The 23,102-nt window shown below is 54.1% G+C and carries 21 protein-coding genes and 1 pseudogene; 12 read left to right on the top strand and 10 right to left on the bottom strand.

All coding sequences use genetic code 11. The annotated features are described in order from the left end of the window. Window positions 1-32: 32 nt before the first annotated feature. Window positions 33-1,341: pseudogene (gene bioA / locus HV346_RS06610) on the top strand (adenosylmethionine--8-amino-7-oxononanoate transaminase). Window positions 1,342-1,411: 70 nt separating this feature from the next. Further along, window positions 1,412-1,888, top strand: coding sequence for a kinase inhibitor (locus tag HV346_RS06605; protein WP_181622733.1), 477 nt, complete (start codon window positions 1,412-1,414; stop codon window positions 1,886-1,888). A gap of 54 nt (window positions 1,889-1,942) precedes the next feature. Here HV346_RS06605 and hutH read toward each other — a convergent pair whose 3' ends face one another. The 5 genes from hutH to hutI all read right to left on the bottom strand — a co-directional run bounded on the left by hutH (window position 1,943) and on the right by hutI (window position 8,189). Continuing rightward, window positions 1,943-3,463, bottom strand: coding sequence for a histidine ammonia-lyase (hutH, locus tag HV346_RS06600; protein ID WP_181622732.1), 1,521 nt, complete (start codon window positions 3,461-3,463; stop codon window positions 1,943-1,945). Next, a complete protein-coding gene (gene hutU / locus HV346_RS06595; protein ID WP_181622731.1) occupies window positions 3,463-5,148 on the bottom strand; it encodes a urocanate hydratase in 1,686 nt (561 codons plus the stop codon). Before hutU ends, hutH begins: the two co-directional genes overlap by 1 nt. 126 nt (window positions 5,149-5,274) lie before the next feature. Then, window positions 5,275-6,009 (bottom strand): histidine utilization repressor, encoded by a 735-nt coding sequence (locus tag HV346_RS06590; protein ID WP_181622730.1) that lies wholly within the window; start codon window positions 6,007-6,009, stop codon window positions 5,275-5,277. A 21-nt stretch (window positions 6,010-6,030) separates the two neighbouring features. Beyond that, complete coding sequence (gene hutG, locus HV346_RS06585; RefSeq protein ID WP_181622729.1) at window positions 6,031-6,969, bottom strand: formimidoylglutamase; 939 nt, start codon at window positions 6,967-6,969, stop codon at window positions 6,031-6,033. After that, window positions 6,966-8,189: an imidazolonepropionase gene (hutI, locus tag HV346_RS06580; protein ID WP_181623710.1), complete on the bottom strand. Its 1,224-nt coding sequence runs from the start codon at window positions 8,187-8,189 to the stop codon at window positions 6,966-6,968. Before hutI ends, hutG begins: the two co-directional genes overlap by 4 nt. A gap of 224 nt (window positions 8,190-8,413) precedes the next feature. On the opposite strand from hutI, the gene HV346_RS06575 reads away from it, so the two are divergent. Beyond that, entirely contained in the window at window positions 8,414-9,697 is a 1,284-nt protein-coding gene (locus HV346_RS06575) for a putative acyl-CoA thioester hydrolase (RefSeq protein WP_181622728.1), read from the top strand. Window positions 9,698-9,754: 57 nt separating this feature from the next. Here the strand turns inward: HV346_RS06575 and pgl are convergent, their stop codons facing one another. Continuing rightward, window positions 9,755-10,750 carry a 6-phosphogluconolactonase gene (gene pgl / locus HV346_RS06570; RefSeq protein ID WP_181622727.1) on the bottom strand — a complete coding sequence of 332 codons (996 nt, stop codon included), beginning with the start codon at window positions 10,748-10,750 and terminating at the stop codon, window positions 9,755-9,757. A 140-nt stretch (window positions 10,751-10,890) separates the two neighbouring features. Between pgl and HV346_RS06565 the strand changes: the two genes are divergently transcribed. Next, a complete protein-coding gene (locus HV346_RS06565; RefSeq protein WP_181622726.1) occupies window positions 10,891-11,709 on the top strand; it encodes a pyridoxal phosphatase in 819 nt (272 codons plus the stop codon). Here HV346_RS06565 and modC read toward each other — a convergent pair whose 3' ends face one another. From modC to HV346_RS06545, 4 genes are all read right to left on the bottom strand, one after another. Further along, window positions 11,710-12,768, bottom strand: a complete 1,059-nt coding sequence (gene modC, locus HV346_RS06560; protein WP_181622725.1) for a molybdenum ABC transporter ATP-binding protein ModC — start codon at window positions 12,766-12,768, stop codon at window positions 11,710-11,712. It lies immediately after the preceding gene. Window positions 12,769-12,770: 2 nt separating this feature from the next. After that, a complete protein-coding gene (modB, locus tag HV346_RS06555) occupies window positions 12,771-13,460 on the bottom strand; it encodes a molybdate ABC transporter permease subunit (protein ID WP_181622724.1) in 690 nt (229 codons plus the stop codon). Further along, complete coding sequence (modA, locus tag HV346_RS06550) at window positions 13,460-14,233, bottom strand: molybdate ABC transporter substrate-binding protein (protein WP_181622723.1); 774 nt, start codon at window positions 14,231-14,233, stop codon at window positions 13,460-13,462. The genes modB and modA overlap by 1 nt, the downstream gene beginning before the upstream one ends. A 178-nt stretch (window positions 14,234-14,411) precedes the next feature. Then, on the bottom strand, window positions 14,412-14,561 hold the full coding sequence (locus HV346_RS06545; protein ID WP_181622722.1) for an AcrZ family multidrug efflux pump-associated protein: 150 nt from the start codon (window positions 14,559-14,561) through the stop codon (window positions 14,412-14,414). Window positions 14,562-14,688: 127 nt separating this feature from the next. Between HV346_RS06545 and modE the strand changes: the two genes are divergently transcribed. The 8 genes from modE (at window position 14,689) to tnpA (ending at window position 23,036) form a co-directional block, all read left to right on the top strand. Next, complete coding sequence (gene modE / locus HV346_RS06540; RefSeq protein ID WP_181622721.1) at window positions 14,689-15,477, top strand: molybdenum-dependent transcriptional regulator; 789 nt, start codon at window positions 14,689-14,691, stop codon at window positions 15,475-15,477. Window positions 15,478-15,544: 67 nt separating this feature from the next. Continuing rightward, window positions 15,545-17,017: a molybdate ABC transporter ATP-binding protein ModF gene (gene modF / locus HV346_RS06535; RefSeq protein WP_181622720.1), complete on the top strand. Its 1,473-nt coding sequence runs from the start codon at window positions 15,545-15,547 to the stop codon at window positions 17,015-17,017. Window positions 17,018-17,216: 199 nt separating this feature from the next. Beyond that, window positions 17,217-18,233 (top strand): UDP-glucose 4-epimerase GalE, encoded by a 1,017-nt coding sequence (galE, locus tag HV346_RS06530; protein ID WP_181622719.1) that lies wholly within the window; start codon window positions 17,217-17,219, stop codon window positions 18,231-18,233. 9 nt (window positions 18,234-18,242) lie between these two features. Continuing rightward, the gene (gene galT, locus HV346_RS06525) at window positions 18,243-19,289 is read left to right on the top strand and encodes a galactose-1-phosphate uridylyltransferase (RefSeq protein WP_181622718.1); all 1,047 of its coding nucleotides are present in this window, start codon (window positions 18,243-18,245) and stop codon (window positions 19,287-19,289) included. Between the two features lie 3 nt (window positions 19,290-19,292). Beyond that, window positions 19,293-20,441, top strand: coding sequence for a galactokinase (galK, locus tag HV346_RS06520; protein ID WP_181622717.1), 1,149 nt, complete (start codon window positions 19,293-19,295; stop codon window positions 20,439-20,441). Next, window positions 20,435-21,475 (top strand): galactose-1-epimerase, encoded by a 1,041-nt coding sequence (gene galM, locus HV346_RS06515; RefSeq protein WP_181622716.1) that lies wholly within the window; start codon window positions 20,435-20,437, stop codon window positions 21,473-21,475. Before galK ends, galM begins: the two co-directional genes overlap by 7 nt. A 203-nt stretch (window positions 21,476-21,678) precedes the next feature. Continuing rightward, on the top strand, window positions 21,679-22,431 hold the full coding sequence (gene gpmA / locus HV346_RS06510) for a 2,3-diphosphoglycerate-dependent phosphoglycerate mutase (RefSeq protein ID WP_114978400.1): 753 nt from the start codon (window positions 21,679-21,681) through the stop codon (window positions 22,429-22,431). Between the two features lie 170 nt (window positions 22,432-22,601). Continuing rightward, window positions 22,602-23,036 (top strand): IS200/IS605 family transposase, encoded by a 435-nt coding sequence (tnpA, locus tag HV346_RS06505; RefSeq protein WP_181623709.1) that lies wholly within the window; start codon window positions 22,602-22,604, stop codon window positions 23,034-23,036. Window positions 23,037-23,102 lie beyond the last annotated feature (66 nt).

The raw sequence follows: 23,102 nt of genomic DNA, 5'->3' as shown, positions 1-23,102 counted from the left end.
GGTTTATACTCGTAAACCTAAAACTTTTCAAAATGGTTTACAAGTCTGATTATGACCCAGGACGATCTCGCCTTCGACAAACTGCATATCTGGCATCCTTACACGTCAACGACAACTCCCCTGCCCGTTTACCCGGTGGCATCAGCCCATGGGTGCGAGCTACACCTTGCCAGTGGTGAGCCGCTGGTAGATGGCATGTCTTCCTGGTGGGCAGCGATCCACGGCTACAACCACCCGCGTCTCAATGCGGCGATGAAAACGCAAATTGACCAGATGTCGCATGTGATGTTTGGCGGGATCACACACCAGCCAGCCATTGACCTTTGTCGTCGTCTGGTCGCCATGACGCCAGCATCGCTGGAATGTGTTTTCCTTGCTGACTCCGGTTCAGTGGCTGTGGAAGTGGCGATGAAAATGGCGCTGCAGTACTGGCATGCAAAAGGCGAATCGCGCCAGCGTTTTCTCACCTTCCGCAACGGGTATCACGGTGACACCTTCGGCGCGATGTCGGTCTGCGATCCTGAAAACTCCATGCACAGCCTGTGGAAAGGCTATCTGCCGGAAAACCTGTTTGCCCCCGCGCCGCAAAGCCGTTTCGACGGAGAATGGGACGAGTCAGACATGGTTGGCTTCGCTCGCCTGATGGCAGCCCATCGCCATGAGATTGCCGCAGTGATCCTGGAGCCTGTTGTCCAGGGTGCAGGGGGAATGCGGATGTATCACCCGGAATGGCTCAAACGTATCCGCAAAATGTGCGATCGCGAGGGCATTTTGCTGATTGCCGATGAGATCGCGACCGGTTTTGGCCGTACCGGAAAGCTGTTCGCCTGCGAACATGCGGGTATTGCGCCGGATATTTTGTGCCTCGGCAAAGCGCTGACGGGTGGCACGATGACGCTCTCTGCCACGCTGACCACGCGACATGTTGCCGATACCATCAGCGATGGCGAAGCCGGTTGCTTCATGCATGGCCCGACGTTTATGGGCAACCCGCTGGCTTGCGCAGTGGCAAATGAAAGCCTTGCGATTCTGGAAAGTGGCGAATGGCAACACCAGGTCACCGCCATTGAAACGCAGCTCAGGCAAGAACTGAGCGCCGCTGCAGGCGCTCAGTTTGTGGCGGACGTGCGCGTGCTGGGCGCTATTGGCGTGATAGAGACAACACATCCGGTGAATATGGCGGTGCTGCAACGTTTCTTTGTTGAACACGGTGTGTGGGTTCGCCCGTTTGGCAAACTGATTTATCTGATGCCGCCATACGTCATCACAGAGGCACAGTTACGCAAGCTGACCACTGCCGTTGTTGCAGCCGTTAACATTCCCGCACATTTTGCGATTTAACCCAATGCGTTAGCTTCGGTACTCTGTTTATGCATTACACTTTTTGCACGACTCAGTACGGAGAAAACGAATGAAACTCACCAGTCAGGATCTGCGTGACGGCGAGAAATTGCCGGAGCGCCACGTATTTAACGGGATGGGGTATCACGGGGATAATCTCTCCCCTCATCTGGCATGGGATGATATCCCTGCGGGAACCAAAAGCTTTGTCGTGACCGTCTATGATCCGGATGCCCCAACAGGCTCCGGCTGGTGGCACTGGCTTGTGGCGAATCTGCCTGCAGAGACCCGCGAACTGCCACAGGGTTCAGGCTCCGGTCTGGTTGCTTTGCCTGATGGCGCTATCCAGACGCGTACCGATTTTGGGAACGCGGGCTACGGCGGCGCAGCGCCGCCGAAAGGGGAAACACACCGTTATATCTTCACGGTGCATGCCCTGGATGTGGACAAGATTGAGGTGGATGACGGGGCGAGTGGCGCAATGGTGGGCTTTAACGTGCACTTCCATTCGCTGGGTAGCGCGTCGATAACGGCGATGTATTCATAACCGGACAGCCTGACGCCCTCACCCCGCCCTCTTGCGCGGGATGAGGGCAACATATCACAGCACTGAAGGCAACAACCCAACCAGGCTCCCCTTCTCAAGGAGAGCCATCGCCTTATCAATATCCGGTGCGAAGAAGCGATCGTCATCATAATGTGACACCTGCTCGCGAAGCGTATGACGTGCCTGTTCCAGCAGTGGACTGGACTTCAGTCCTTCACGCAGATCAACCCCCTGACTCGCCGCCAGCCATTCAACGGCCAGGACACCGCGCGTATTTGACGCCATTTCCCACAGACGACGCCCGGCAGCAGGCGCCATGGAGACATGATCTTCCTGGTTTGCCGACGTAGGCAGGCTATCCACACTGTGCGGATGAGACAGCGCTTTGTTTTCACTTGCCAGTGCTGCGGCTGTGACCTGGGCAATCATAAAGCCCGAGTTCACTCCACCGTTGCGCACCAGGAAAGGCGGCAACTGGGACATATGTTTATCCATCATCAGTGCGATACGACGTTCAGATAGCGCCCCCACTTCCGCAATCGCCAGGGCGATATTGTCCGCCGCCATGGCGACCGGCTCCGCGTGGAAGTTTCCGCCGGAAACCACTTCGTTTTCTTGTGCAAACACCAGTGGGTTATCAGACACCGCGTTCGCTTCCACCAGCAGCACTTCTGCCGCCTGGCGCAACTGCGTCAGGCAAGCGCCCATCACTTGCGGCTGACAACGCAGCGAATACGGATCTTGCACCTTATCGCAGTTATGGTGAGAGTCGGCTATATCACTGCTGTCAGTCAGCAGATGGCGATACATTGCGGCGGCATCAATTTGCCCACGCTGGCCGCGCACTTCATGAATGCGCGCATCAAACGGACGACGCGAACCCAGCACCGCTTCCGTGGTCAGCGCGCCGCAGACCACTGCAGAGGCGAACAGATCTTCAGCTTCAAAAAGACCACGCAGCGCAAACGCCGTAGACGCCTGCGTGCCGTTAAGCAACGCCAGCCCCTCTTTCGCAGCCAGCGTAATCGGCGATAACCCGGCTTTTTTCAGCGCCTCTTTTGCAGGCAGCCATTCCCCTTGCCAGCGTGCTTGACCTTCACCAAGCAGAAGTAAAGACATATGCGCCAGCGGGGCTAAATCACCCGATGCGCCGACAGAACCTTTCGCCGGGATCCACGGATAAACCTGCGCATTCACCAGTGCCATCAACGCCTGAATCACACTCAGGCGAATGCCGGAGAAACCGCGCGCCAGACTGTTGATTTTGAGTACCATCATCAGGCGCACAATCTCATCATCCAGAGGCTGGCCCACGCCCGCGGCATGTGACAGCACCAGTGAGCGTTGTAAATTCTCCAGATCGTGGGTCGCAATGCGGGTCTGCGCCAGCAGGCCAAAACCGGTGTTGATCCCGTATGCCGTGCGCCCCTCGGCAACAATGGCCTCAACGCAGGCAACGCTAGCGTTAATCGCCGCGTGCGCGCGTTCATCAAGCGTAAGTGTGACAGGCTGGCGCCATGCGCTACGCAGCTGTTTCAGCGACAGTGAACCGGGGGTGAGTGTTAACGTGTTCATCAATGCTTTCCTTGTGTGGCAGGGATCATCGGCAGGTTAAGTCCCTGCTCTTTCGCACAATCAATAGCAATCTCGTAACCCGCATCCGCATGGCGCATTACGCCAGTGGCTGGGTCGTTATGCAGCACGCGAGCGATACGTGCAGCGGCTTCATCCGTACCGTCACAGACAATGACCATTCCCGAATGTTGCGAGAAGCCCATCCCAACCCCGCCGCCGTGATGCAAGGAGACCCAGGTAGCGCCGCTGGCGGTATTCAGTAAGGCATTAAGGAGCGGCCAGTCAGACACTGCGTCAGAACCGTCACGCATGGCTTCGGTTTCACGGTTCGGGCTGGCAACAGAGCCAGAATCCAGGTGGTCACGCCCGATCACAATCGGGGCAGACACTTCACCGCTCCGCACCATCTCGTTAAAGGCGAGACCCAGTTTCTGACGCCACTCTAGTCCGACCCAGCAGATCCGGGCTGGTAAGCCCTGGAAGTTGATGCGTTCACGAGCCATATCCAGCCAGTGATGAAGGTGTTCATCGTCAGCGACAATCTCTTTCACTTTCGCGTCTGTTTTGTAGATATCGTTCGGGTCGCCGGAGAGCGCAACCCAGCGGAACGGGCCAATGCCGCGACAGAACAGCGGGCGAATATAGGCCGGAACAAAACCGGGGAAATCAAACGCGTTGGCCACGCCCATCTCTTTCGCCATCTGGCGGATGTTGTTGCCATAGTCGAAGGTGGGAATGCCCATTTGACTGAAAGCCAGCATTGCACTGACGTGTTCTGCCATTGAGCGTTTGGCGGCAAGTACCGTTCCTTCCGGGTCGCGTTCTGATTGCTGCTGGTAGGTTTCCCAGGACCAGCCTTTTGGCAAATAGCCATGTAACGGGTCGTGCGCGCTGGTCTGGTCGGTCACTAAATCCGGGCGAACACCTCTCGCAACCAGTTCCGGGACCACATCAGCGGCATTGCCGCACAGGGCAATGGAGACAGCTTTACCTTCGGCCGTATATTTTTGAATACGCGCCAGCGCGTCATCAACGTTTTCGGCCTGCTCATCCACGTAACGGGTACGCAGACGGAAATCAATACGGCTTTGCTGGCACTCGATATTCAGTGAACAGGCTCCGGCAAGCGTTGCGGCCAGCGGCTGCGCGCCGCCCATACCGCCGAGTCCGGCCGTTAGCACCCAGCGTCCTTTCAGCGAACCGTTATAGTGCTGACGACCCGCTTCAACAAAGGTTTCGTATGTGCCCTGCACAATCCCCTGGCTACCAATATAGATCCAGCTTCCCGCCGTCATCTGGCCATACATCGCCAGCCCTTTCGCATCAAGCTCGTTAAAGTGTTCCCAGGTTGCCCAGTGCGGGACGAGGTTTGAGTTGGCAATCAACACCCGTGGTGCATTTTTATGGGTTTTAAAGACGCCTACCGGTTTACCTGATTGCACCAGCAGAGTTTCGTCATGTTCAAGGTTGGTAAGGGATTCGACAATGGCGTCATAGCACTCCCAGTTACGCGCGGCACGACCAATCCCGCCATAAACCACCAGCTCATGAGGATTTTCGGCGACGTCGGGATCAAGGTTGTTCATCAACATGCGCAGTGGTGCTTCGGTGAGCCAGCTTTTCGCAGTAAGCGTTGTTCCACGCGGGGCGCGGATCTCCTGCTGGCGGTATTTACCTGACGACATTGTGTGCTCCTCACAGGGATAGAAGATACAAACAGATATACTTGTATAGACAAGCACACACAAGATCGTTTTTAACAAAAAAGATACAATTTTATTATATTGCGTCAGCTATCACGCTTTTAATGCTTATGACATAAAGTGGCCCTGTAGCCGGTAACGGTTGCCCGGAAACAGCAGTTTCGCATGTGACACAATCTGTGAAGATGACCAGGTACGACGGCGGATTAGCAGGCAAGGATCGTGCTCTTTAATGCGCAAAAGTTCGCACTCTTGCGGCGTCGCCCGCACCGCCTCAACAATGTGTTCCCCTTCCGTCAGCGGTGCAACCCGCGACAGGTAAGCATGCGGCGTGGTCTGTGTGTAATCCTGAGCAAGATACTCCGGCACGCGCTCCGCGTTCACGCAACGATCTTCAATCTGTACCGGAATATCATTTTCAAAGTGCACCATCACCGAATGAAAGATCCGCGTGCCCTCTTTGACATTCAACTCCACCGCCTGCTCCGCGCTGGCCTGTGTCTCTTCCAGCACCCGCACCTCACAATGATGCTGGTGATGCCGGGCGGCAATCTCATCTGCGATGCTACGGATTTCAAACAGAGCCGACTGCCCTTTCGGCTCTGCCACAAAGGTTCCGACCCCTTGCAGACGAACCAGCAACCCTTCATCGGTCAGTTCACGCAGCGCCCGGTTAATGGTCATCCGGCTAAAACCAAACTGTGCCACCAGCTCAGCTTCTGAGGGAATACGGTCATGAGGACGCCAGACGCCCGTCGCGATCTTTTCGCTTATCGCCTGCTTCACCTTTTCATAAAAGGGGGCGGGCGGGCTGGATTGTGGCTCAGGTGAGCGTGAAAACATCGTAACTCCTTAATGTTATTTTTATGCCCACCAGTGAGCGATTTGCCAGGCCAGTCGGGCAGCCAGTCTGGCTCCCTGACCATCCCGGTCATACTGCGGATTAAATTCGACTAAATCGGCTGCCTGCAATTTTCCACTGCGGCAGATGCACTCTATTACGGGCAACAATTCACGGGCAGAAATACCTAATGCCGCGGGCGCCGAGACCGCAGGCATCTCTCCTGCCGGTAATACATCCAGATCAATCGTCAGATAGATGCGATCCGCCTGCACCAGAACCTTTTCCAGCGAGGATAACGCATCCCGACTGAAACGAAGATCTTCAACCAGCGTCACATTCAGACGAGCCGCTTCGTCCCAAAGCGCTTCGGTATTTGCCGCACGGCTGACACCCAGGCAAGCATACTGAAATTCACGCGACTGCGCGGCACAATAGCGCGCAAGCTGGCGAAACGGTGTCCCGGAGGTCGACCTGTCAGCATTACGTAGATCCAGATGAGCATCCAGGTTAACGATTGCCACACGTTCATTCGCAAAGGCATCCAGCACGCCACGACCATGCGCCCAGGCAGTCTCATGTCCACCGCCCAGCACCAGCGTGCGCATACCTGACTTCTGGCAAGCCAGGACTGCATCACTTAGCGCCTGCTGAGCAGCTTCAAGCGCTTCGCCTTCAACATAAATCGATCCCATATCCCACAGGCGATCGTGCCCCTGGTGACTTGCCATATTTGCCAGTGCGCTACGCAGAACATCCGGCGCGAGTGCAGCGCCGGGTCTGCCGTGGTTGCGTCTTACGCCCTCATCACACGCAAACCCTATCAGCGCGATGCCTGACGCACCTGGCGTAAAGTGTTCACACTGACGCACCGTCTGGAAAAGGCGCAGCGCATTGCTGGCCTCCGCGCGGTCATCGCGCCCCTGCCAGACTGATGCTGAAACGGGCTGCCATAACGTCATATCCCTTCTCCCCGAAAAATGCGTTGGTACAGCGGGTTGCGTCCCGGCTCGTACACCATTTCCACCGGATGGTGTGCATCCCAGACGCTAAAATCAGCAACATATCCGGCTTTTAGCTGCCCATGCGTTTCACTTCGGCCCAGAGCATGCGCCGCATGACGGGTCACGCCAGCCCACGCCTCTTCCGGCGTCAGGCCAAACTGGACACAGGCCATATTCATCGCCAGATGGAGGCTGGCAAACGGGCTGGTTCCGGGGTTGTAATCCGTCGCGACGGCAATGGAAACCCCCGCTTTTCTGAGCTGTTCAACCGGCGGGCGCTGTCGCTCCTGCAGAAAATAGAACGCTCCTGGTAATAACACTGCGACCGTGCCGCTATGCGCCATCGCCTGAACACCGGCATCATCAAGATATTCAATATGATCGGCTGACAGCCCGTGATAGCGGCTGACGAGGGCCGCGCCCCCCAGATTAGAGAGTTGCTCCACATGTCCCTTTACGGGAATGCCCAGAGCCGAGGCGGCCTTAAAGACCCTCTCAGTCTGCAACAGCGTGAACCCTACGTTTTCGCAGAACACATCCACCGCGTCGAACAACCCTTTTTCCCACAACGCGGGCATGATCTGTTCGCAAACCCGCGTGAGGTAGGCATCCGGATCGTGGCGGTATTCTTTCGGTACGGCATGGGCCGCAAGCAGGGTTGGGCTAATCTCGACAGGGTTGTTCACCGCAAGCTGACGCGCCACCTGAAGCATTTTCTCTTCCGTTTCGGCGTTCAGGCCATATCCCGACTTGATTTCAACCGTCGTTACGCCTTCAGCCATCAGACGTTGCAGACGCTGCTGTGCCAGCTGGAGTAAGGTTTCTGGTGCGCTGTTGCGGGTCGCCGTTACCGTGGCATTGATCCCACCGCCCTGAGCGCTAATCGTTTGATAGGAGACACCATTTAAACGCTGTTCCCATTCCGCCGCACGATCACCGCCAAAGACCAGGTGGGTGTGACAGTCGATAAGCCCGGGCGTCACCAGACGTCCCTGCAAATCAACAGACTTGCCATGCCAGGACGGAATATCAGACTCAGCCAGCACGGCCTGTATCCTGTTGCCTCGCACCACGAGCGCAGCATGTTCCATCAAACCATAAGGCGCAGGATGACCAGGATCCATTGTCGCCAGTCGCGCATTACGCCATATCACATCGTCGGGATGAAGCTGCTGCATGGGGTTTTCACTTGTCATGGGTTGTATAGACATTTATTTTCATCTGCTTGCCTCTGTCAACTGCCTTTACGGAAAATGTTATTTATTTGTGATGACTTTCCCGCATCAGACAGGTGAAAAATAGAACTTTTTACCTTTTCATCTTCCTGTTTCGCTCAACTTAGTATAAAAAAGCAGGCTATTTCGATTATCCCGTTAAGACTTGCATACCCAGGAGCTTTACCTTGAACATTTCCAGGATTTCCCGTCTGGCGCTGGCCCTCGCCTTTGGCGTGACGTTGTCTGCATGCAGCTCTACGCCACCGGATCAGAAGCCATCTGAGCAGGTTGCACCAGGCACAGCATCTCGCCCGATCCTGTCTGCTGACGAAGCAAAGAACTTCAATCAGGCACACTACTTCTCGGCGATGGACCCAAATGCCGCCCCGTGGACACCATCCTCTATTCGTCTGCCTAAGCAGCCTGATTTCGTTGTTGGGCCAGCGGGTACGCAGGGCGTGACACATACCACTATCCAGGCCGCAGTTGACGCAGCGATTACCAAACACAGCGCGTCACGTCAGTACATCGCTATCCTGCCTGGTGAATACGAAGGTACGGTTTACGTTCCAGCGGCCCCTGGCAGCATTACGTTGTACGGCATGGGCGAAAAAGCGCTCGACGTAAAAATTGGTCTGGCGATCGATTCTGAAATCGACAGCAATACCTGGCGTCGCCTGGTAAATCCAGCCGGTAAATACATGCCGGGCAAACCAGCCTGGTATATGTTTGATAACTGCCAGAGCAAACGCAGCGCGACCGTCGGTGTACTGTGCTCTGCCGTGTTCTGGTCACAGAACAACGGTCTGCAGTTGCAGAATCTGACTATCCAAAACACCCTGGGTGACAGCGTCGATGCCGGAAACCACCAGGCCGTAGCCCTGCGTAGCGATGGCGATCAGGTACAGATTAATAACGTGAACATTCTGGGTCGCCAGAATACCTTCTTCGTGACCAACAGCGGCGTGCAGAACACCCTGCAAAACAACCGTCTGACGCGTACCCAGGTCACCAATAGCTATATTGAAGGGGATGTGGATCTCGTGTCCGGCCGTGGCGCAGTGGTCTTTGATAACACCGATTTCCGCGTAGTGAATTCCCGCACCCAGCAGGAAGGCTACGTGTTTGCGCCAGCCACACAGTCTAACCTCTATTATGGCTTCCTGGCCGTGAACAGCCGCTTTACCGCTTCCGGCGACGGTGTTGCACAGTTGGGCCGCTCGCTGGACGTTGATTCCACAACAAACGGGCAGGTTGTGATCCGTGACAGCGTCATCAACGAAGGCTTCAACATGGCGAAACCATGGGCTGATGCTGCCATTTCCAAACGTCCTTATTCCGGCAACACCGGAGTCGTGGATGACAAAGGCAACGTGCAGCGCAACCTGAACGACGCTAACTTCAATCGCATGTGGGAATACAACAACCGCGGTCTGGGTAGCAAAGTGGTTGCTGAACCGAAACAATAAGTCTGGTTTCAGGCATAAAAAAACCTCGCCATGGCGAGGTTTTTTATTATCAGCGGATTAGTGTGCGTTGACCACAACCCACATTGGCCCCTGGCCTACAGCGTAACGCCCTTTCTCTTCCAGCAAGCCCTGTTCGCCTTTGATTTCGTACAGTGCGATATGGTGAGATTTCTGCCCGGCCGCAATCAGGTATTTCCCGCTGTGATCGATATTAAAACCACGCGGCTGGGTTTCCGTTGGCTGGAAGCCTTCAATCGCCAGCACACTGCCATCTTCCGAGACGCTAAAGACGGTAATCAGGCTGGAGGTACGGTCGCAGGTATAAAGATGACGACCATCCGGGGTGATATGAATATCTGCGGCCCAGCGAGTGTCGGAGAAGTCAGACGGCATCATATCCAGAGTCTGAACACATTCAATTTCACCGTTTGGATCTTTCAGCTCCCACACATCGACAGAGCCATTCAGCTCATTCACAACGTATCCATATTGCTGGTTCGGATGGAAGACCATGTGACGCGGACCCGCCCCCTCAACGGTGGTCACTTCTGCCGGATCTTGCGCCACCAGATGACCATCATCACTCAGCGTAAACAGGCAGATACGATCCTGCTTCAGGGCAGGAACCCACAGCGTCCGGTTATCCGGGCTGATATTTGCCGAGTGGCAACCTTCCAGACCTTCTACGATATCCACGGTTTCTGTCGGAATCCCCTCGTCCAGACGGGTGACGCTGACGCAGCCTGAATTATAGGAAGCGCTGAAGACGAACTGCCCCTTGTGGTCAGTCGAGATATGGGTTGGGCTTCCTGGTAATGGCGCTTCTGCGGCATAGGTCAGTGCACCATCATCAGGGGAGATGCGATACGCCAGCACGCGAAACTCCGGGCGCACGCCAACATAAAGAAAACGTTTATCCGGGCTGACAATCATCGGCTGAACCTGCCCCGGAACATCAACTACCTGAACCAGCGTGAGCGAGCCTTCCGCATTCAAACGCCAGACATGGATCTGCTGACTTTCAGGACTGGCGGTATAAACGGTCTGTTTCATGAATACTCCTTTCCTCACTGCGCGTGAAAGTAATTATTTTTAACGGCGAATGCTGAATTGTAGTCAGGAATTTTGCAGCGATATGCTCTCGGTGTACCATCCCATAAGACCTTAAATTCAATATTAACCCGGAAGAACAAATGACCTCGCGTGTGATTGCACTGGATTTAGACGGTACACTGCTTACCCCTCAAAAAACCCTGCTTCCCTCTTCTCTTGATGCCCTTAAGCGTGCAAAAGAAGCGGGGTATCAACTCCTCATCGTAACGGGTCGACATCACGTTGCCATTCATCCTTTTTATCAGGCACTGGCGTTAGATACACCTGCAATTTGTTGTAATGGCACTTATTTGTATGATTATCAAGCAAAAAAGGTTCTGGAGTCCGATCCCCTCCCTGTTGACCAGGCTCTGCAACTTATTGACCTGCTGGATGAACACGCGATTCATGGCTTGATGTATGTCGATAACGCGATGGTGTACGAGCGCCCAACTGGCCACGTTATCCGCACCAGCAAGTGGGCACTGTCACTGCCTGAAGCGCAACGTCCTGTCTTTACCCAGGTCGCTTCCCTGCGTCAGGCTGCTCAGGATGTAGACGCTATCTGGAAGTTCGCCCTGACAGACGAAGACACTCACAAGCTGAATGACTTTGCGAAGCACGTTGAGCAGACGCTGGGTCTTGAGTGCGAATGGTCCTGGCATGATCAGGTCGATATTGCCCGTAAAGGCAACAGCAAAGGTAAACGTCTGACGCAGTTCGTCGAGTCACAGGGCTGGTCGATGCAGAATGTGATTGCGTTTGGCGATAACTATAACGACATCAGCATGCTGGAAGCCGCAGGTACAGGCGTGGCAATGGGAAATGCTGATGATGCCGTCAAAGCCCGCGCTAACGTCGTCATTGGCGATAACACCACCGACAGCGTCGCGCAGTACATTTATACCCACCTGCTCTGATCAGGTGGTGATAGAGACGCTCTTAATTTGCGCGTAAAGCCACAGGCCAGGCTTAATCCCTAACTCATCCCTGGCCCACGGGCTGATACGCGCCCAGAGCGTCTTGCTCCCGACCTCAAGCTGAACTTCGACCTGCCCATTATCGTCAAAGCATTGCGCCACTTTGGCACGCAGAATATTACGAATACTGGTTTGTAGTGGTGGTTGCAGCACAAGAGACACATCAGACGCCTGAATGCGGATCCGCAGCGCCGACTGCAGCGGCTTATCGACTTTATTCACCCACAGATGCTGGTCGCCCAGCGCCAGGGCAGTCATCGCATAATGCGGATGATGTTCCAGTACGCTGACTTTCAGAATGCTGCTTTGCTGTTCTGTTGGCAGCCACGGATGCATCACACTGCTGCCCCAGACCTCCTCAAGATTGCCAAACGCTTTTACGCTGCCCTCTTCCAGCACCAGCACTTTGTCCGCCAGATGCAGAATTTCGTCCAGCGAGTGGCTGACATAGAGCATGGGGATATTGATCTCACGCGCCAGGCGTTGCAGATACGGCAGAAGTTCACGTTTACGAGGAATGTCGAGCGAGGCCAGCGGCTCATCCAGCAGCAGAAGCTCCGGTGCGGTCAGCAACGCACGACCAATCGCAACACGCTGTTTTTCGCCACCCGATAATGATGAAGGAAGCCGTTCAAGCAGTGGTTCAATACCCAGCAATGCCACCAGCTTGTCAAACTGTGCAGACATGCTCTTCGCCATACCGTAACGCAGGTTTCCCCGCACGCTGTAATGCGGGAAGAGCCGCGCATCCTGAAAAACATAACCAATCCGGCGCTTATCCGGTGAAAGATAAACCCCCTTCTCCACATCGTTCAGCACCCGCTCGTTCAGCACAATTCGGCCTGATTGTGGACGCGTCAGCCCGCTGATGGCATTAATCAACGAGGTTTTCCCCGCCCCCGAGACACCGAATATCGCCGTGATACCGTTTGCAGGCAGGGTTTCGTTAAGCGTCAGGCAGTGGCTTCCCAGCGTTTGGGTGAAATTCAGTTCCAGCATGATTATTTCCCCATCCGCTCGCGGCTAATACGTGCCAGCCATTCTGAGACCAGCAATGAAACCAGCGCCAGCACAATAGAAATAATGCACAACCGCGCGGCCGCACTTTCGCCGCCTGGCGTTTGAATCAGGGTATACATTGCCGAAGGGATGGTACGCGTCTCACCAGGGATGTTCGACACGAAGGTTATCGTCGCGCCAAACTCACCGAGCGAGCGGGCAAAAGCCAGCACCGTGCCAACAATAATACCGGGTAACGTAAGCGGAAGTGTGATGGTGAAAAACACGCGCCAGCGTCCTGCACCTAATGTGCGTGCCGCTTGCTCAAGTTTGAGGTCAACCCCTTCCAGCGCCAGGCGGATCGCCCGGACCATCAGCGGGAATGACATGACTGCCGCAGCCAGCACAGCACCACGCCAGCTAAAGGCAAAGGTCAAACCAAACCAGTCATACAACCACTGGCCGATAAATCCGCGTCGCCCCATGGCGATCAATAATAAATAGCCGACCACAACCGGCGGTAATACGAGGGGAAGATGAAGCACACTGTCGAGCAGGGCTTTGCCTGGAAACTTACAACGAACCAGTAACCAGGCAAAAAAGATCCCGAAGGGCAAACTGAGTGCAACTGCCAGGGAAGAGACTTTAAGGCTCAGCAGCACGGCCTGCCATTCGGGATCGGTCAATATCATTAGTGAGTCGTAAATCCGTAACGTTTAAAGATTGCAGACGCCTGCGGCCCCTTCAGATAATCGTAGAAGGCGCTGACTGTCGCATTTTTATGTCCATCAACAATCGCCACAGGATATTCCACTTTCTTGTGGGAGTCTTCCGGGAACGTGCCAACCACTTTTACGCCTTTGCTGGCAACAGCATCAGAGCCGTAGACAATCCCCAGAGGTGCTTCGCTACGCTCAACCAGTGCCAGTGCGCCGCGTACATCTTCTGCTGGGGCCAGTTTCGGAGACAAGGTCTCCCACGCACCCAGTTTTTGCAGAGCTTCTTTGGCATAAATCCCGGCCGGGACGTGCTCAGGATCGCCAACCGCCAGACGGCCATCTTTCAACAGGCTGGCCCAGTTGGTCTCTTTATTAATAGTGATATCACCCTGCGCACTGGATTTTGGTGCAACCACGACAAGGCTGTTCCCCAGCAACGTTTCGCGGGTGGCCGTATCGATTGATTTTTTCTCAACCGCGTAATCCATCCACTTCTGGTCGGCAGAAATGAATAAATCAGCAGGTGCACCGGCTTCAATCTGACGCGCCAGGGTTGACGACGACGCAAAAGAGGAGACCACGTCGACGTTTTTCTCTTTCTTATATTCTGCTGCAATATCCTGCATCGCGTTAGTCAGTGATGCCGCTGCAAAAACCGTGATTTTACCTTCGTCTGCCAGCGCATGCCCGGTGAGAGAAAGTGTCAGTGTTGCCCCTGCGAAAAGGCGTACCCATGTACGTGCCATCTGTAACTCCTTTGAGTGTCGTTATATATGCGTAAATATAACGACAACTGTAGGGATATCCTAGCGTTAAATCGTACCGATTAATGAGTAAATAAACCCGATGCTGTGGATACTATCGGCGAAAAGAGAGGAAACTTGAGAGCAAAACGCCCGGACTGGCCGGGCGTTTTGAAGGGAATTAATGCTGCTTTTTAGGCTGGCCTTTATGGCCGATGTTCGAAAAGACGTTGAACACTTCACCCAGGCCGTAGATGGCACCGAGGATGATGGCCATCACCACTGGGACCATGATCACGGCGAATACCAGACTTTTCAACAACTCTAACATGGTTTTCTCCAGATATTGTGGACGGCTTATTCTACCCTGAAAAGTAAGAAAAACATCCCCTTTTGTGCGGTGCGCTTTGCGCTCAGGGGCATTTGGGTCACAATACACTTTTTGCCAGGACACTGTTATGCAGGCCGAAATTCTCCTCACCCTACGACTTCAGCAGAAGCTTTTCGCCGATCCGCGACGTATCGCCCTGCTTAAACAAATAGATCATACAGGTTCAATTAGCCAGGGAGCTAAAAACGCAGGCATCAGCTACAAAAGTGCGTGGGATGCAATCAATGAAATGAATACCCTGAGCGAACAGGCGCTGGTCGACCGGGCGACAGGCGGCAAAGGCGGCGGTGGCGCGGTGCTGACTCGCTACGGTCAGCGCCTGATCCAGCTTTACGATCTGCTGGCGCAAATTCAGCAAAAAGCCTTTGATGTGCTCAGCGATGACGATAATGTGCCGCTGGACAGTCTGCTGGCCGCCATCTCACGCTTCTCATTACAAACCAGTGCCCGTAACCAGTGGTTTGGTACAGTGACAGCCCGCGACAATTCGCAGGTGCAACAGCACATTGAGATCTTACTCGCCGATGGCTCCACTCGCCTGAAAGCCGCGATCACAGCACAAAGCGGGCAACGTCTTGGGCTGGATGAAGGCAAAGAGGTATTAATCCTGCTGAAAGCACCGTGGGTAAGCGTGACGCGCGATCCTGAGCTTGCAAAAGAGGCGGACAACCAGTTACACGGTGCAATCAGCCATATCGAACGCGGTGAGGAACAGTGCGAAGTACTGATGAGCCTGCCGGATGGACAAATCCTCTGCGCGACAGTGCCGGTCGCCGATGCCATTAATCTGGAAGAAGGTGCTGAGGTGACGGCATATTTCAATGCAGACCGGGTGATTATTGCCACGTTATGCTAAGCGCGTTGACATTCGCGCCAACTGTGAGTATCCCTGACATCTGTTGCTGCAAAAAATGGGATACATCATGTCATCATTGCATATTTCGCAAGGCACGTTTCGTCTTAGCGATACCCGGACGCTGACGCTTCCTGATTTAACACTGCAGGCCGGCGAAAGCTGGGCCTTTGTCGGCACAAACGGAAGCGGTAAATCCGCACTGGCGCGTGCCCTGGCGGGAGAGCTTACCCAACTTAAAGGTGAACGCCGGAACCGCTTTACGCGTGTGACCCGTCTCTCGTTTGAGCAATTACAAAAGCTGGTGAGCGATGAGTGGCAGCGTAACAACACCGATTTGCTCAGCCCCGGTGAAGAAGATACGGGCCGTACCACAGCACAGATAATCCAGGACGAGATCAAAGACTGCGCACGTTGCCAGCAACTGGCAGAGCAGTTTGGCATAGCCGCCCTGTTGGATCGGCGCTTCAAATATCTTTCGACCGGCGAGACGCGCAAAACGCTGCTGTGTCAGGCGCTGATGAGCGAACCGGACTTGCTGATTCTGGATGAACCCTTCGATGGGCTCGATGTGCAATCACGCGCCCAACTGGCGGCACTTCTGGAAACGCTCAATCAGCAGGGTTACACCCTCGTGCTGGTACTCAACCGGTTTGATGAAATCCCGGATTTTGTGCAATACGCGGGAGTGTTAGCGGATTGCAGCCTGATGGAAACAGGACCAAAAGAGGCGCTGCTCCGGCAAGCGCTTATCGCCCAACTGGCGCACAGCGAGAAACTCGATGGTATTACCCTCCCGGAACCCGATGCCCCTTCGGCTCGACACGGTTTAGATCCTCATCAGCCAAGGATCGTCCTGCATAATGGCGTTGTGTCTTACGACGATCGCCCTATCCTTAATCAACTGAGCTGGACGGTGAATCCTGGCGATCACTGGCAAATCACTGGCCCAAACGGCGCGGGAAAATCGACCCTGCTCAGCCTGATCACCGGCGATCACCCTCAGGGCTACAGTAACGATCTGACGCTGTTTGGGCGTCGTCGTGGCAGCGGTGAAACCATCTGGGACATTAAGAAGCATATTGGTTACGTCAGCAGTAGCCTGCATCTGGACTACCGGGTCAGCACCACGGTGCGTAATGTGATTCTGTCCGGCTACTTCGACTCCATTGGCATTTATCAGGCCGTGTCTGATAAACAGCACAAACTCGCGCAGCAGTGGCTGGAAATCCTGGGAATGGACAACCGCGTTGCTGATTCGCCGTTCCACAGCCTCTCGTGGGGACAACAGCGCCTGGCATTGATTGCCCGCGCGCTGGTCAAACACCCTACGCTGTTGATTCTGGACGAACCGCTTCAGGGGCTGGACCCGTTAAACCGCCAGTTGATCCGCCGATTTGTTGATGTGTTGATTGGTGAAGGTGAAACTCAGTTGCTGTTTGTTTCACACCATGCCGAAGACGCCCCTTCCTGCATCACTCATCGCCTGGAGTTTATCCCTGATGGGACAGGCTATCGCTACCTTTTGAGCAAAATAGATTAACCTGCAGGGGGGCTGCCCCCTCTTTTCGGATAAGCTGCATCATTACAACGCTATCTCTTTGATCTAGAATGCCCAAAGCCATGTAAAAATCAGGTTTGATAATCAGTGTAAACGATTCCACTAATTTATCCCATGTCACACTTTTCGCGTCTCTGTTATGCTATGGTTAATACATACCATAAGCCCAATGGAGCGAAATATGCGAGTTCTGGTAACAGGTGGTAGCGGTTACATAGGCAGTCACACCTGCGTACAACTGCTACAAAGCGGTCATGATGTCATCATCCTCGACAACCTGTGCAATAGTAAGCGCAGCGTGCTGCCCGTGATTGAGCGTCTTGGCGGCAAACAGCCAACCTTCGTGGAAGGTGACATTCGTAACGAAGCGTTGATGACTGAAATTCTTCACGACCACGCCATTGAAACCGTGATCCATTTTGCGGGTCTGAAAGCGGTCGGTGAATCCGTCGCGAAACCGCTTGAGTACTACGACAATAACGTCAACGGCACGCTGCGTTTGATCTCCGCCATGCGTGCGGCGAACGTGAAAAACGTCATCTTCAGCTCTTCCGCCACCGTCTACGGCGATCAGCCCAAAATCCCTTATGTAGAAAGTTTCCCGACCGGTACGCCGCAAAGCCCTTACGGCAAAAGCAAACTGATGGTGGAACAGATTCTGACTGACCTGCAAAAAGCACAACCAGAGTGGAGCATCGCCCTGCTGCGCTATTTCAACCCGGTTGGCGCACATCCATCAGGAGATATGGGTGAAGATCCGCAAGGTATTCCCAATAACCTGATGCCGTACATTGCACAGGTCGCGGTAGGCCGTCGCGACTCACTGGCTATTTTTGGTAACGACTATCCAACCGAAGACGGTACGGGCGTGCGCGATTATATCCACGTCATGGACCTGGCCGATGGTCACGTTGCCGCCATGCAACAGCTGGCAAACAAGCAAGGTGTGCATATTTATAACCTCGGTGCAGGCGTCGGCAGCAGTGTGCTGGATGTGGTTAATGCCTTCAGTAAAGCCTGTGGTAAAGCGGTGAGCTATCACTTCGCACCGCGCCGTGACGGCGATCTTCCCGCTTACTGGGCAGATGCAACAAAAGCTGATAAAGAGCTGAACTGGCGTGTCACCCGCACGCTTGACGAAATGGCACAAGATACCTGGCACTGGCAGTCACGCCATCCGCAAGGTTATCCGGACTAAGGATCCGTCATGACACAATTCAATCCCGTCGATCACCCGCATCGTCGCTTTAACCCGTTAACCGGGCAATGGATTTTGGTTTCTCCGCACCGCGCTAAGCGCCCCTGGCAGGGGGCGCAAGAAACGCCTGCAAAACAGACGCTGCCACAGCATGATCCTGACTGTTTTTTGTGTCCAGGCAACACTCGTGTGACAGGGGATAAAAACCCTGATTACACAGGAACTTACGTTTTTACGAACGATTTTGCCGCCCTGATGACGGACACCCCTGCCGCGCCTGAAAGCCAGGATCCGCTGATGCGTTGTGAAAGCGCACGCGGTACAAGCCGTGTTATCTGCTTCTCTCCGGATCACAGCAAGACGCTGCCAGAGCTGAGCGTGGATGCGCTAAAAGAAGTCGTCAGTACCTGGCAGGAACAGACCGCTGAGTTAGGCCAAACTTATCCCTGGGTGCAGGTGTTTGAAAATAAAGGCGCAGCAATGGGCTGTTCCAACCCGCATCCGCATGGCCAGGTGTGGGCAAACAGCTTCCTGCCGAACGAGGCCGAGCGTGAAGATCGCCTGCAAAAAGCCTATTACGCGGAAAATCACACGCCAATGCTGGTGGACTACGTTCAGCGTGAACAGGCAGATGGCAGCCGTACTGTGGTCGAAACTGAACACTGGCTGGCCGTTGTACCTTACTGGGCCGCCTGGCCGTTCGAAACGCTGCTGTTGCCAAAGGCACACGTACAACGCATTACCGATCTCAGCGATGCGCAACGGGATGACCTTGCCCTGGCGCTGAAAAAACTGACCAGCCGCTACGATAATCTGTTCCAGTGCTCTTTCCCGTATTCGATGGGCTGGCATGGTGCACCGTTCAACGGTGAAGAGAATCAACACTGGCAGTTGCATGCCCATTTCTATCCGCCGCTGCTGCGTTCCGCGACGGTGCGTAAATTTATGGTGGGCTATGAAATGCTGGCAGAAACCCAGCGTGATCTGACGGCAGAACAAGCGGCAGAGCGTCTGCGCGCAGTGAGCGACGTCCATTACCGCGAATCAGGAGTCTAAAAAATGAGTCTGAAAGATAAAACACAATCCCTGTTTGCTGAAAAATTCGGCTACCCTGCCACCCACGTTATTCAGGCGCCTGGTCGCGTTAATCTGATTGGCGAGCACACCGACTATAACGATGGTTTCGTGCTGCCTTGCGCGATCGACTACCAGACCGTAATCAGTTGCGCCAAACGCGATGACCGCAACATCCGCGTAATTGCAGCAGATTACGGCAACCAGAGCGATGAATTTTCTCTCGATGCGCCCATCGTGACGCACGACAGCCAGCAATGGTCTAACTATGTGCGCGGCGTCGTTAAACACCTGCAAAAACGTAACAAAAACTTCGGCGGCGCGGACCTGGTCATCAGCGGCAACGTGCCACAAGGTGCAGGGTTAAGTTCTTCAGCCTCGCTTGAGGTAGCCGTTGGGACGGTATTCCAGCAGCTTTACCATTTACCGCTTGATGGTGCGCAAATTGCGCTGAATGGCCAGGAAGCTGAGAACCAGTTCGTGGGGTGTAATTGCGGCATTATGGACCAGCTCATCTCCGCTTTGGGTAAAAAAGAGCATGCGCTGCTGATTGACTGCCGGACACTGGGCACGAAAGCCGTTTCACTGCCAAAAGGTGCAGCGGTGGTGATCATCAACAGCAACTTCAAACGGACCCTGGTGGGCAGCGAGTACAACACCCGTCGCGAACAGTGCGAGACAGGTGCGCGTTTCTTCCAGCAACCCGCCCTGCGTGACGTTTCAATCAATGAATTCAACAAAGTGGCTCACGAGCTGGATCCTGTTGTCGCTAAACGTGTGCGCCATGTTCTGACCGAAAATGCCCGTACCGTTGAAGCGGCTGATGCACTGGCAAAAGGTGATTTAAAGCGCATGGGCGAGCTGATGGCTGAATCTCATGCCTCTATGCGGGATGACTTCGAAATTACCGTTCCGCAAATCGACACACTGGTCGAAATTGTCAAAGCCGCAATTGGTGATAAAGGCGGTGTGCGTATGACCGGGGGAGGATTTGGGGGTTGTATCGTGGCCCTGGTTCCGGAAGACCTGGTTTCGGCGGTTCAGGATGCGGTCGCGAAACAATACGAAGCGAAAACCGGCATCAAAGAAACCTTCTATGTCTGCAAAGCATCGCAAGGAGCGGGACAGTGCTAAACGAAACGCCAACCCTCGCCCCTGATGGTCTGCCGTATCGCCTGTTAACCCTGCGCAACCACGCAGGGATGGTGGTTACGCTGATGGACTGGGGTGCAACATTACTCTCTGCACGCGTTCCCATGCCGGATGGTGGCGTGCGCGAAACGCTTCTGGGCTGTGCGTCACCGGAGCAGTATGTGAATCAGGCGGCCTATCTCGGCGCATCGGTGGGCCGCTACGCCAATCGTATCGCCAAAAGCTGCTTTGAACTCGATGGTGTGCGCTATCCCCTTCTCTCAAGCCAGGGTGAAAACCAGTTACACGGTGGCCCGGAAGGATTTGATAAACGTCGCTGGCAAATTGCCCAGCAGAACGACAGAGAAGTATTACTTACGCTGGACTCCAGTGATGGCGATCAGGGCTTCCCTGGCACTCTCTCTGCGTCAGCCCACTTCTCCCTGACCGACGATAACCGTGTTGCCATTGAGTATCGCGCAACGGTTGATAAGCCGTGTCCGGTCAACATGACGAACCACGCTTATTTCAATCTCGACGGTCATCAGTGCGACGTGCGCCAGCATAAACTACAAATTCTGGCGGACGAATATCTGCCGGTAGATGAGATGGGTATCCCACAACAGGGTCTGAAGCCCGTTAGCGGTAACAGCTTTGACTTCCGTAACGTGAAGACCATTGCCCGGGATTTTCTGAGCGATGACGATCAGCGCAAAGTGAAAGGCTATGATCACGCCTTCCTGCTACAGGCAAAAGGCGATATTCATCAGCCTGCCGCACAAGTCTGGTCCGCCGATGAAAAGCTGCAAATGACGGTTTATACCACTGCCCCGGCCCTGCAATTCTATTCTGGTAACTATCTTGGCGGTACACCGGCACGGGAACATGACGAGTACCGCGACTGGCAAGGTCTGGCACTGGAAAGTGAGTTTCTCCCGGACAGCCCCAACCATCCAGAATGGCCGCAGCCAGACTGTATTCTGCGACCAGGTGAAGAGTACATGAGCCTGACGGAATATCACTTTATTCCCCATTAACGTCCAGCCCTCCTTCCGGAGGGCTTTTTTTGCCCATACTGCTGAAAATAGCGCCGATCACAGACAAAATCATAACCCTGGATTCACAAGCATCTTACACTCAGAGACTATTTTCGCTATGGTTAGGGTTAAGCGTTGCCGCTGGCGCAGTCACGGCAATATAATGAGAATTGTTATCATTCAAAATGCTTGAGGAGTAAGATATGGCTGTAACTAAGCTGGTACTGGTGCGCCACGGCGAAAGCCAATGGAACAACGAAAACCGCTTTACCGGTTGGTACGATGTTGATCTGTCCGAGAAAGGCGTAAGCGAAGCAAAAGCAGCAGGTAAACTGCTGAAGGAAGAAGGCTTCAGCTTTGATTTTGCTTACACCTCTGTGCTGAAACGTGCCATCCACACGCTGTGGAACGTTCTGGACGAACTGGATCAAGCCTGGCTGCCTGTTGAAAAATCCTGGAAACTGAACGAGCGTCATTACGGTGCGTTGCAGGGTCTGAACAAAGCTGAAACCGCTGAGAAATACGGTGACGAGCAAGTTAAACAGTGGCGTCGTGGTTTTGCAGTAACACCACCAGAGCTGACCAAAGATGATGAGCGCTACCCAGGCCACGATCCGCGCTACGCGAAACTGACCGATGCAGAACTGCCACAAACCGAAAGCCTGGCGCTGACCATCGATCGCGTTGTGCCATACTGGAATGAAACCATTCTGCCACGCCTGAAAAGCGGTGAGCGCGTGATCATCGCCGCTCACGGTAACTCCCTGCGTGCACTGGTGAAATACCTGGACAACATGGGTGAAGATGAGATCCTCGAACTGAACATCCCAACCGGCGTCCCGCTGGTGTATGAGTTCGATGAGAACTTCAAACCAATCAAACATTACTATCTGGGCAACGCTGACGAAATCGCTGCAAAAGCAGCGGCAGTCGCAAACCAGGGTAAAGCGAAGTAATTTTCGCCAGAGACAAAAAAAGCCTGGCATGAATCGCCAGGCTTTTTTATTGTCACCCTTAAACCACCTCCTGGGGAGGTGGTGATTGCTCCTGTAAGGCTATAGCCTGAAGAATGCCCATGCCGGAATATCTCTGCTTACTCACCACAAGTAAAAGGAGACAAACCGACATGGGGCTTTACAGGAGTTCATCACATGTATATTGGCGTTGCAAATACCACATAGTCTGGACGCCGAAGTACCGTTTCAGGCTCCTGAAAGATAAGCTGGGCAAGGAACTTTACAGGACTATCTACATTCTTTGCGGGATAAAAGATTGTGAAGTTCTGGAGTTAAATGTTCAGCCAGATCATGTACATCTTGTAGTAATCGTTCCGCCGAAGCTCTCAATATCAACCCTGATGGGTCATCTGAAAGGGCGCAGCGCTATCAGGCTCTACAACCGTTTTCCACATATCAGAAAGAAGCTATGGGGCAACCATTTTTGGTCCCGTGGTTACTTTGTCGATATGGTAGGAGTGAATGAAGAAATTATCAGACGATACGTGAGGCATCAGGAGAAAACGGAACAAACGCATGAACAGCAGATGGAATTGCTAGAGTAGTAAACGGAAAGTGACAATAGCCCCCCTTACAGGGGGCATTCTCAAAAGCCACCTTCTAAGAAGGTG

This window comes from Enterobacter sp. RHBSTW-00994, assembly GCF_013782625.1.
Classification (GTDB): Bacteria; Pseudomonadota; Gammaproteobacteria; order Enterobacterales; family Enterobacteriaceae; genus Enterobacter.
Note: the sequence above shows the minus strand (reverse complement) of the source record. Positions and strands in the feature narration are given on the sequence as shown.

Bases quoted from the DNA above. Each gene is read 5' to 3' on its own strand.
- HV346_RS06605 (WP_181622733.1), top strand. From the start codon at position 1,412: ATGAAACTCACCAGTCAGGATCTGCGTGACGGCGAGAAATTGCCGGAG.
- hutH (WP_181622732.1), bottom strand. From the start codon at position 3,463: ATGAACACGTTAACACTCACCCCCGGTTCACTGTCGCTGAAACAGCTG.
- hutU (WP_181622731.1), bottom strand. From the start codon at position 5,148: ATGTCGTCAGGTAAATACCGCCAGCAGGAGATCCGCGCCCCGCGTGGA.
- HV346_RS06590 (WP_181622730.1), bottom strand. From the start codon at position 6,009: ATGTTTTCACGCTCACCTGAGCCACAATCCAGCCCGCCCGCCCCCTTT.
- hutG (WP_181622729.1), bottom strand. From the start codon at position 6,969: ATGACGTTATGGCAGCCCGTTTCAGCATCAGTCTGGCAGGGGCGCGAT.
- hutI (WP_181623710.1), bottom strand. From the start codon at position 8,189: ATGCAGCAGCTTCATCCCGACGATGTGATATGGCGTAATGCGCGACTG.
- pgl (WP_181622727.1), bottom strand. From the start codon at position 10,750: ATGAAACAGACCGTTTATACCGCCAGTCCTGAAAGTCAGCAGATCCAT.
- HV346_RS06565 (WP_181622726.1), top strand. From the start codon at position 10,891: ATGACCTCGCGTGTGATTGCACTGGATTTAGACGGTACACTGCTTACC.
- modC (WP_181622725.1), bottom strand. From the start codon at position 12,768: ATGCTGGAACTGAATTTCACCCAAACGCTGGGAAGCCACTGCCTGACG.
- modB (WP_181622724.1), bottom strand. From the start codon at position 13,460: ATGATATTGACCGATCCCGAATGGCAGGCCGTGCTGCTGAGCCTTAAA.
- modA (WP_181622723.1), bottom strand. From the start codon at position 14,233: ATGGCACGTACATGGGTACGCCTTTTCGCAGGGGCAACACTGACACTT.
- HV346_RS06545 (WP_181622722.1), bottom strand. From the start codon at position 14,561: ATGTTAGAGTTGTTGAAAAGTCTGGTATTCGCCGTGATCATGGTCCCA.
- modE (WP_181622721.1), top strand. From the start codon at position 14,689: ATGCAGGCCGAAATTCTCCTCACCCTACGACTTCAGCAGAAGCTTTTC.
- modF (WP_181622720.1), top strand. From the start codon at position 15,545: ATGTCATCATTGCATATTTCGCAAGGCACGTTTCGTCTTAGCGATACC.
- galE (WP_181622719.1), top strand. From the start codon at position 17,217: ATGCGAGTTCTGGTAACAGGTGGTAGCGGTTACATAGGCAGTCACACC.
- galT (WP_181622718.1), top strand. From the start codon at position 18,243: ATGACACAATTCAATCCCGTCGATCACCCGCATCGTCGCTTTAACCCG.
- galK (WP_181622717.1), top strand. From the start codon at position 19,293: ATGAGTCTGAAAGATAAAACACAATCCCTGTTTGCTGAAAAATTCGGC.
- gpmA (WP_114978400.1), top strand. From the start codon at position 21,679: ATGGCTGTAACTAAGCTGGTACTGGTGCGCCACGGCGAAAGCCAATGG.
- tnpA (WP_181623709.1), top strand. From the start codon at position 22,602: ATGGGGCTTTACAGGAGTTCATCACATGTATATTGGCGTTGCAAATAC.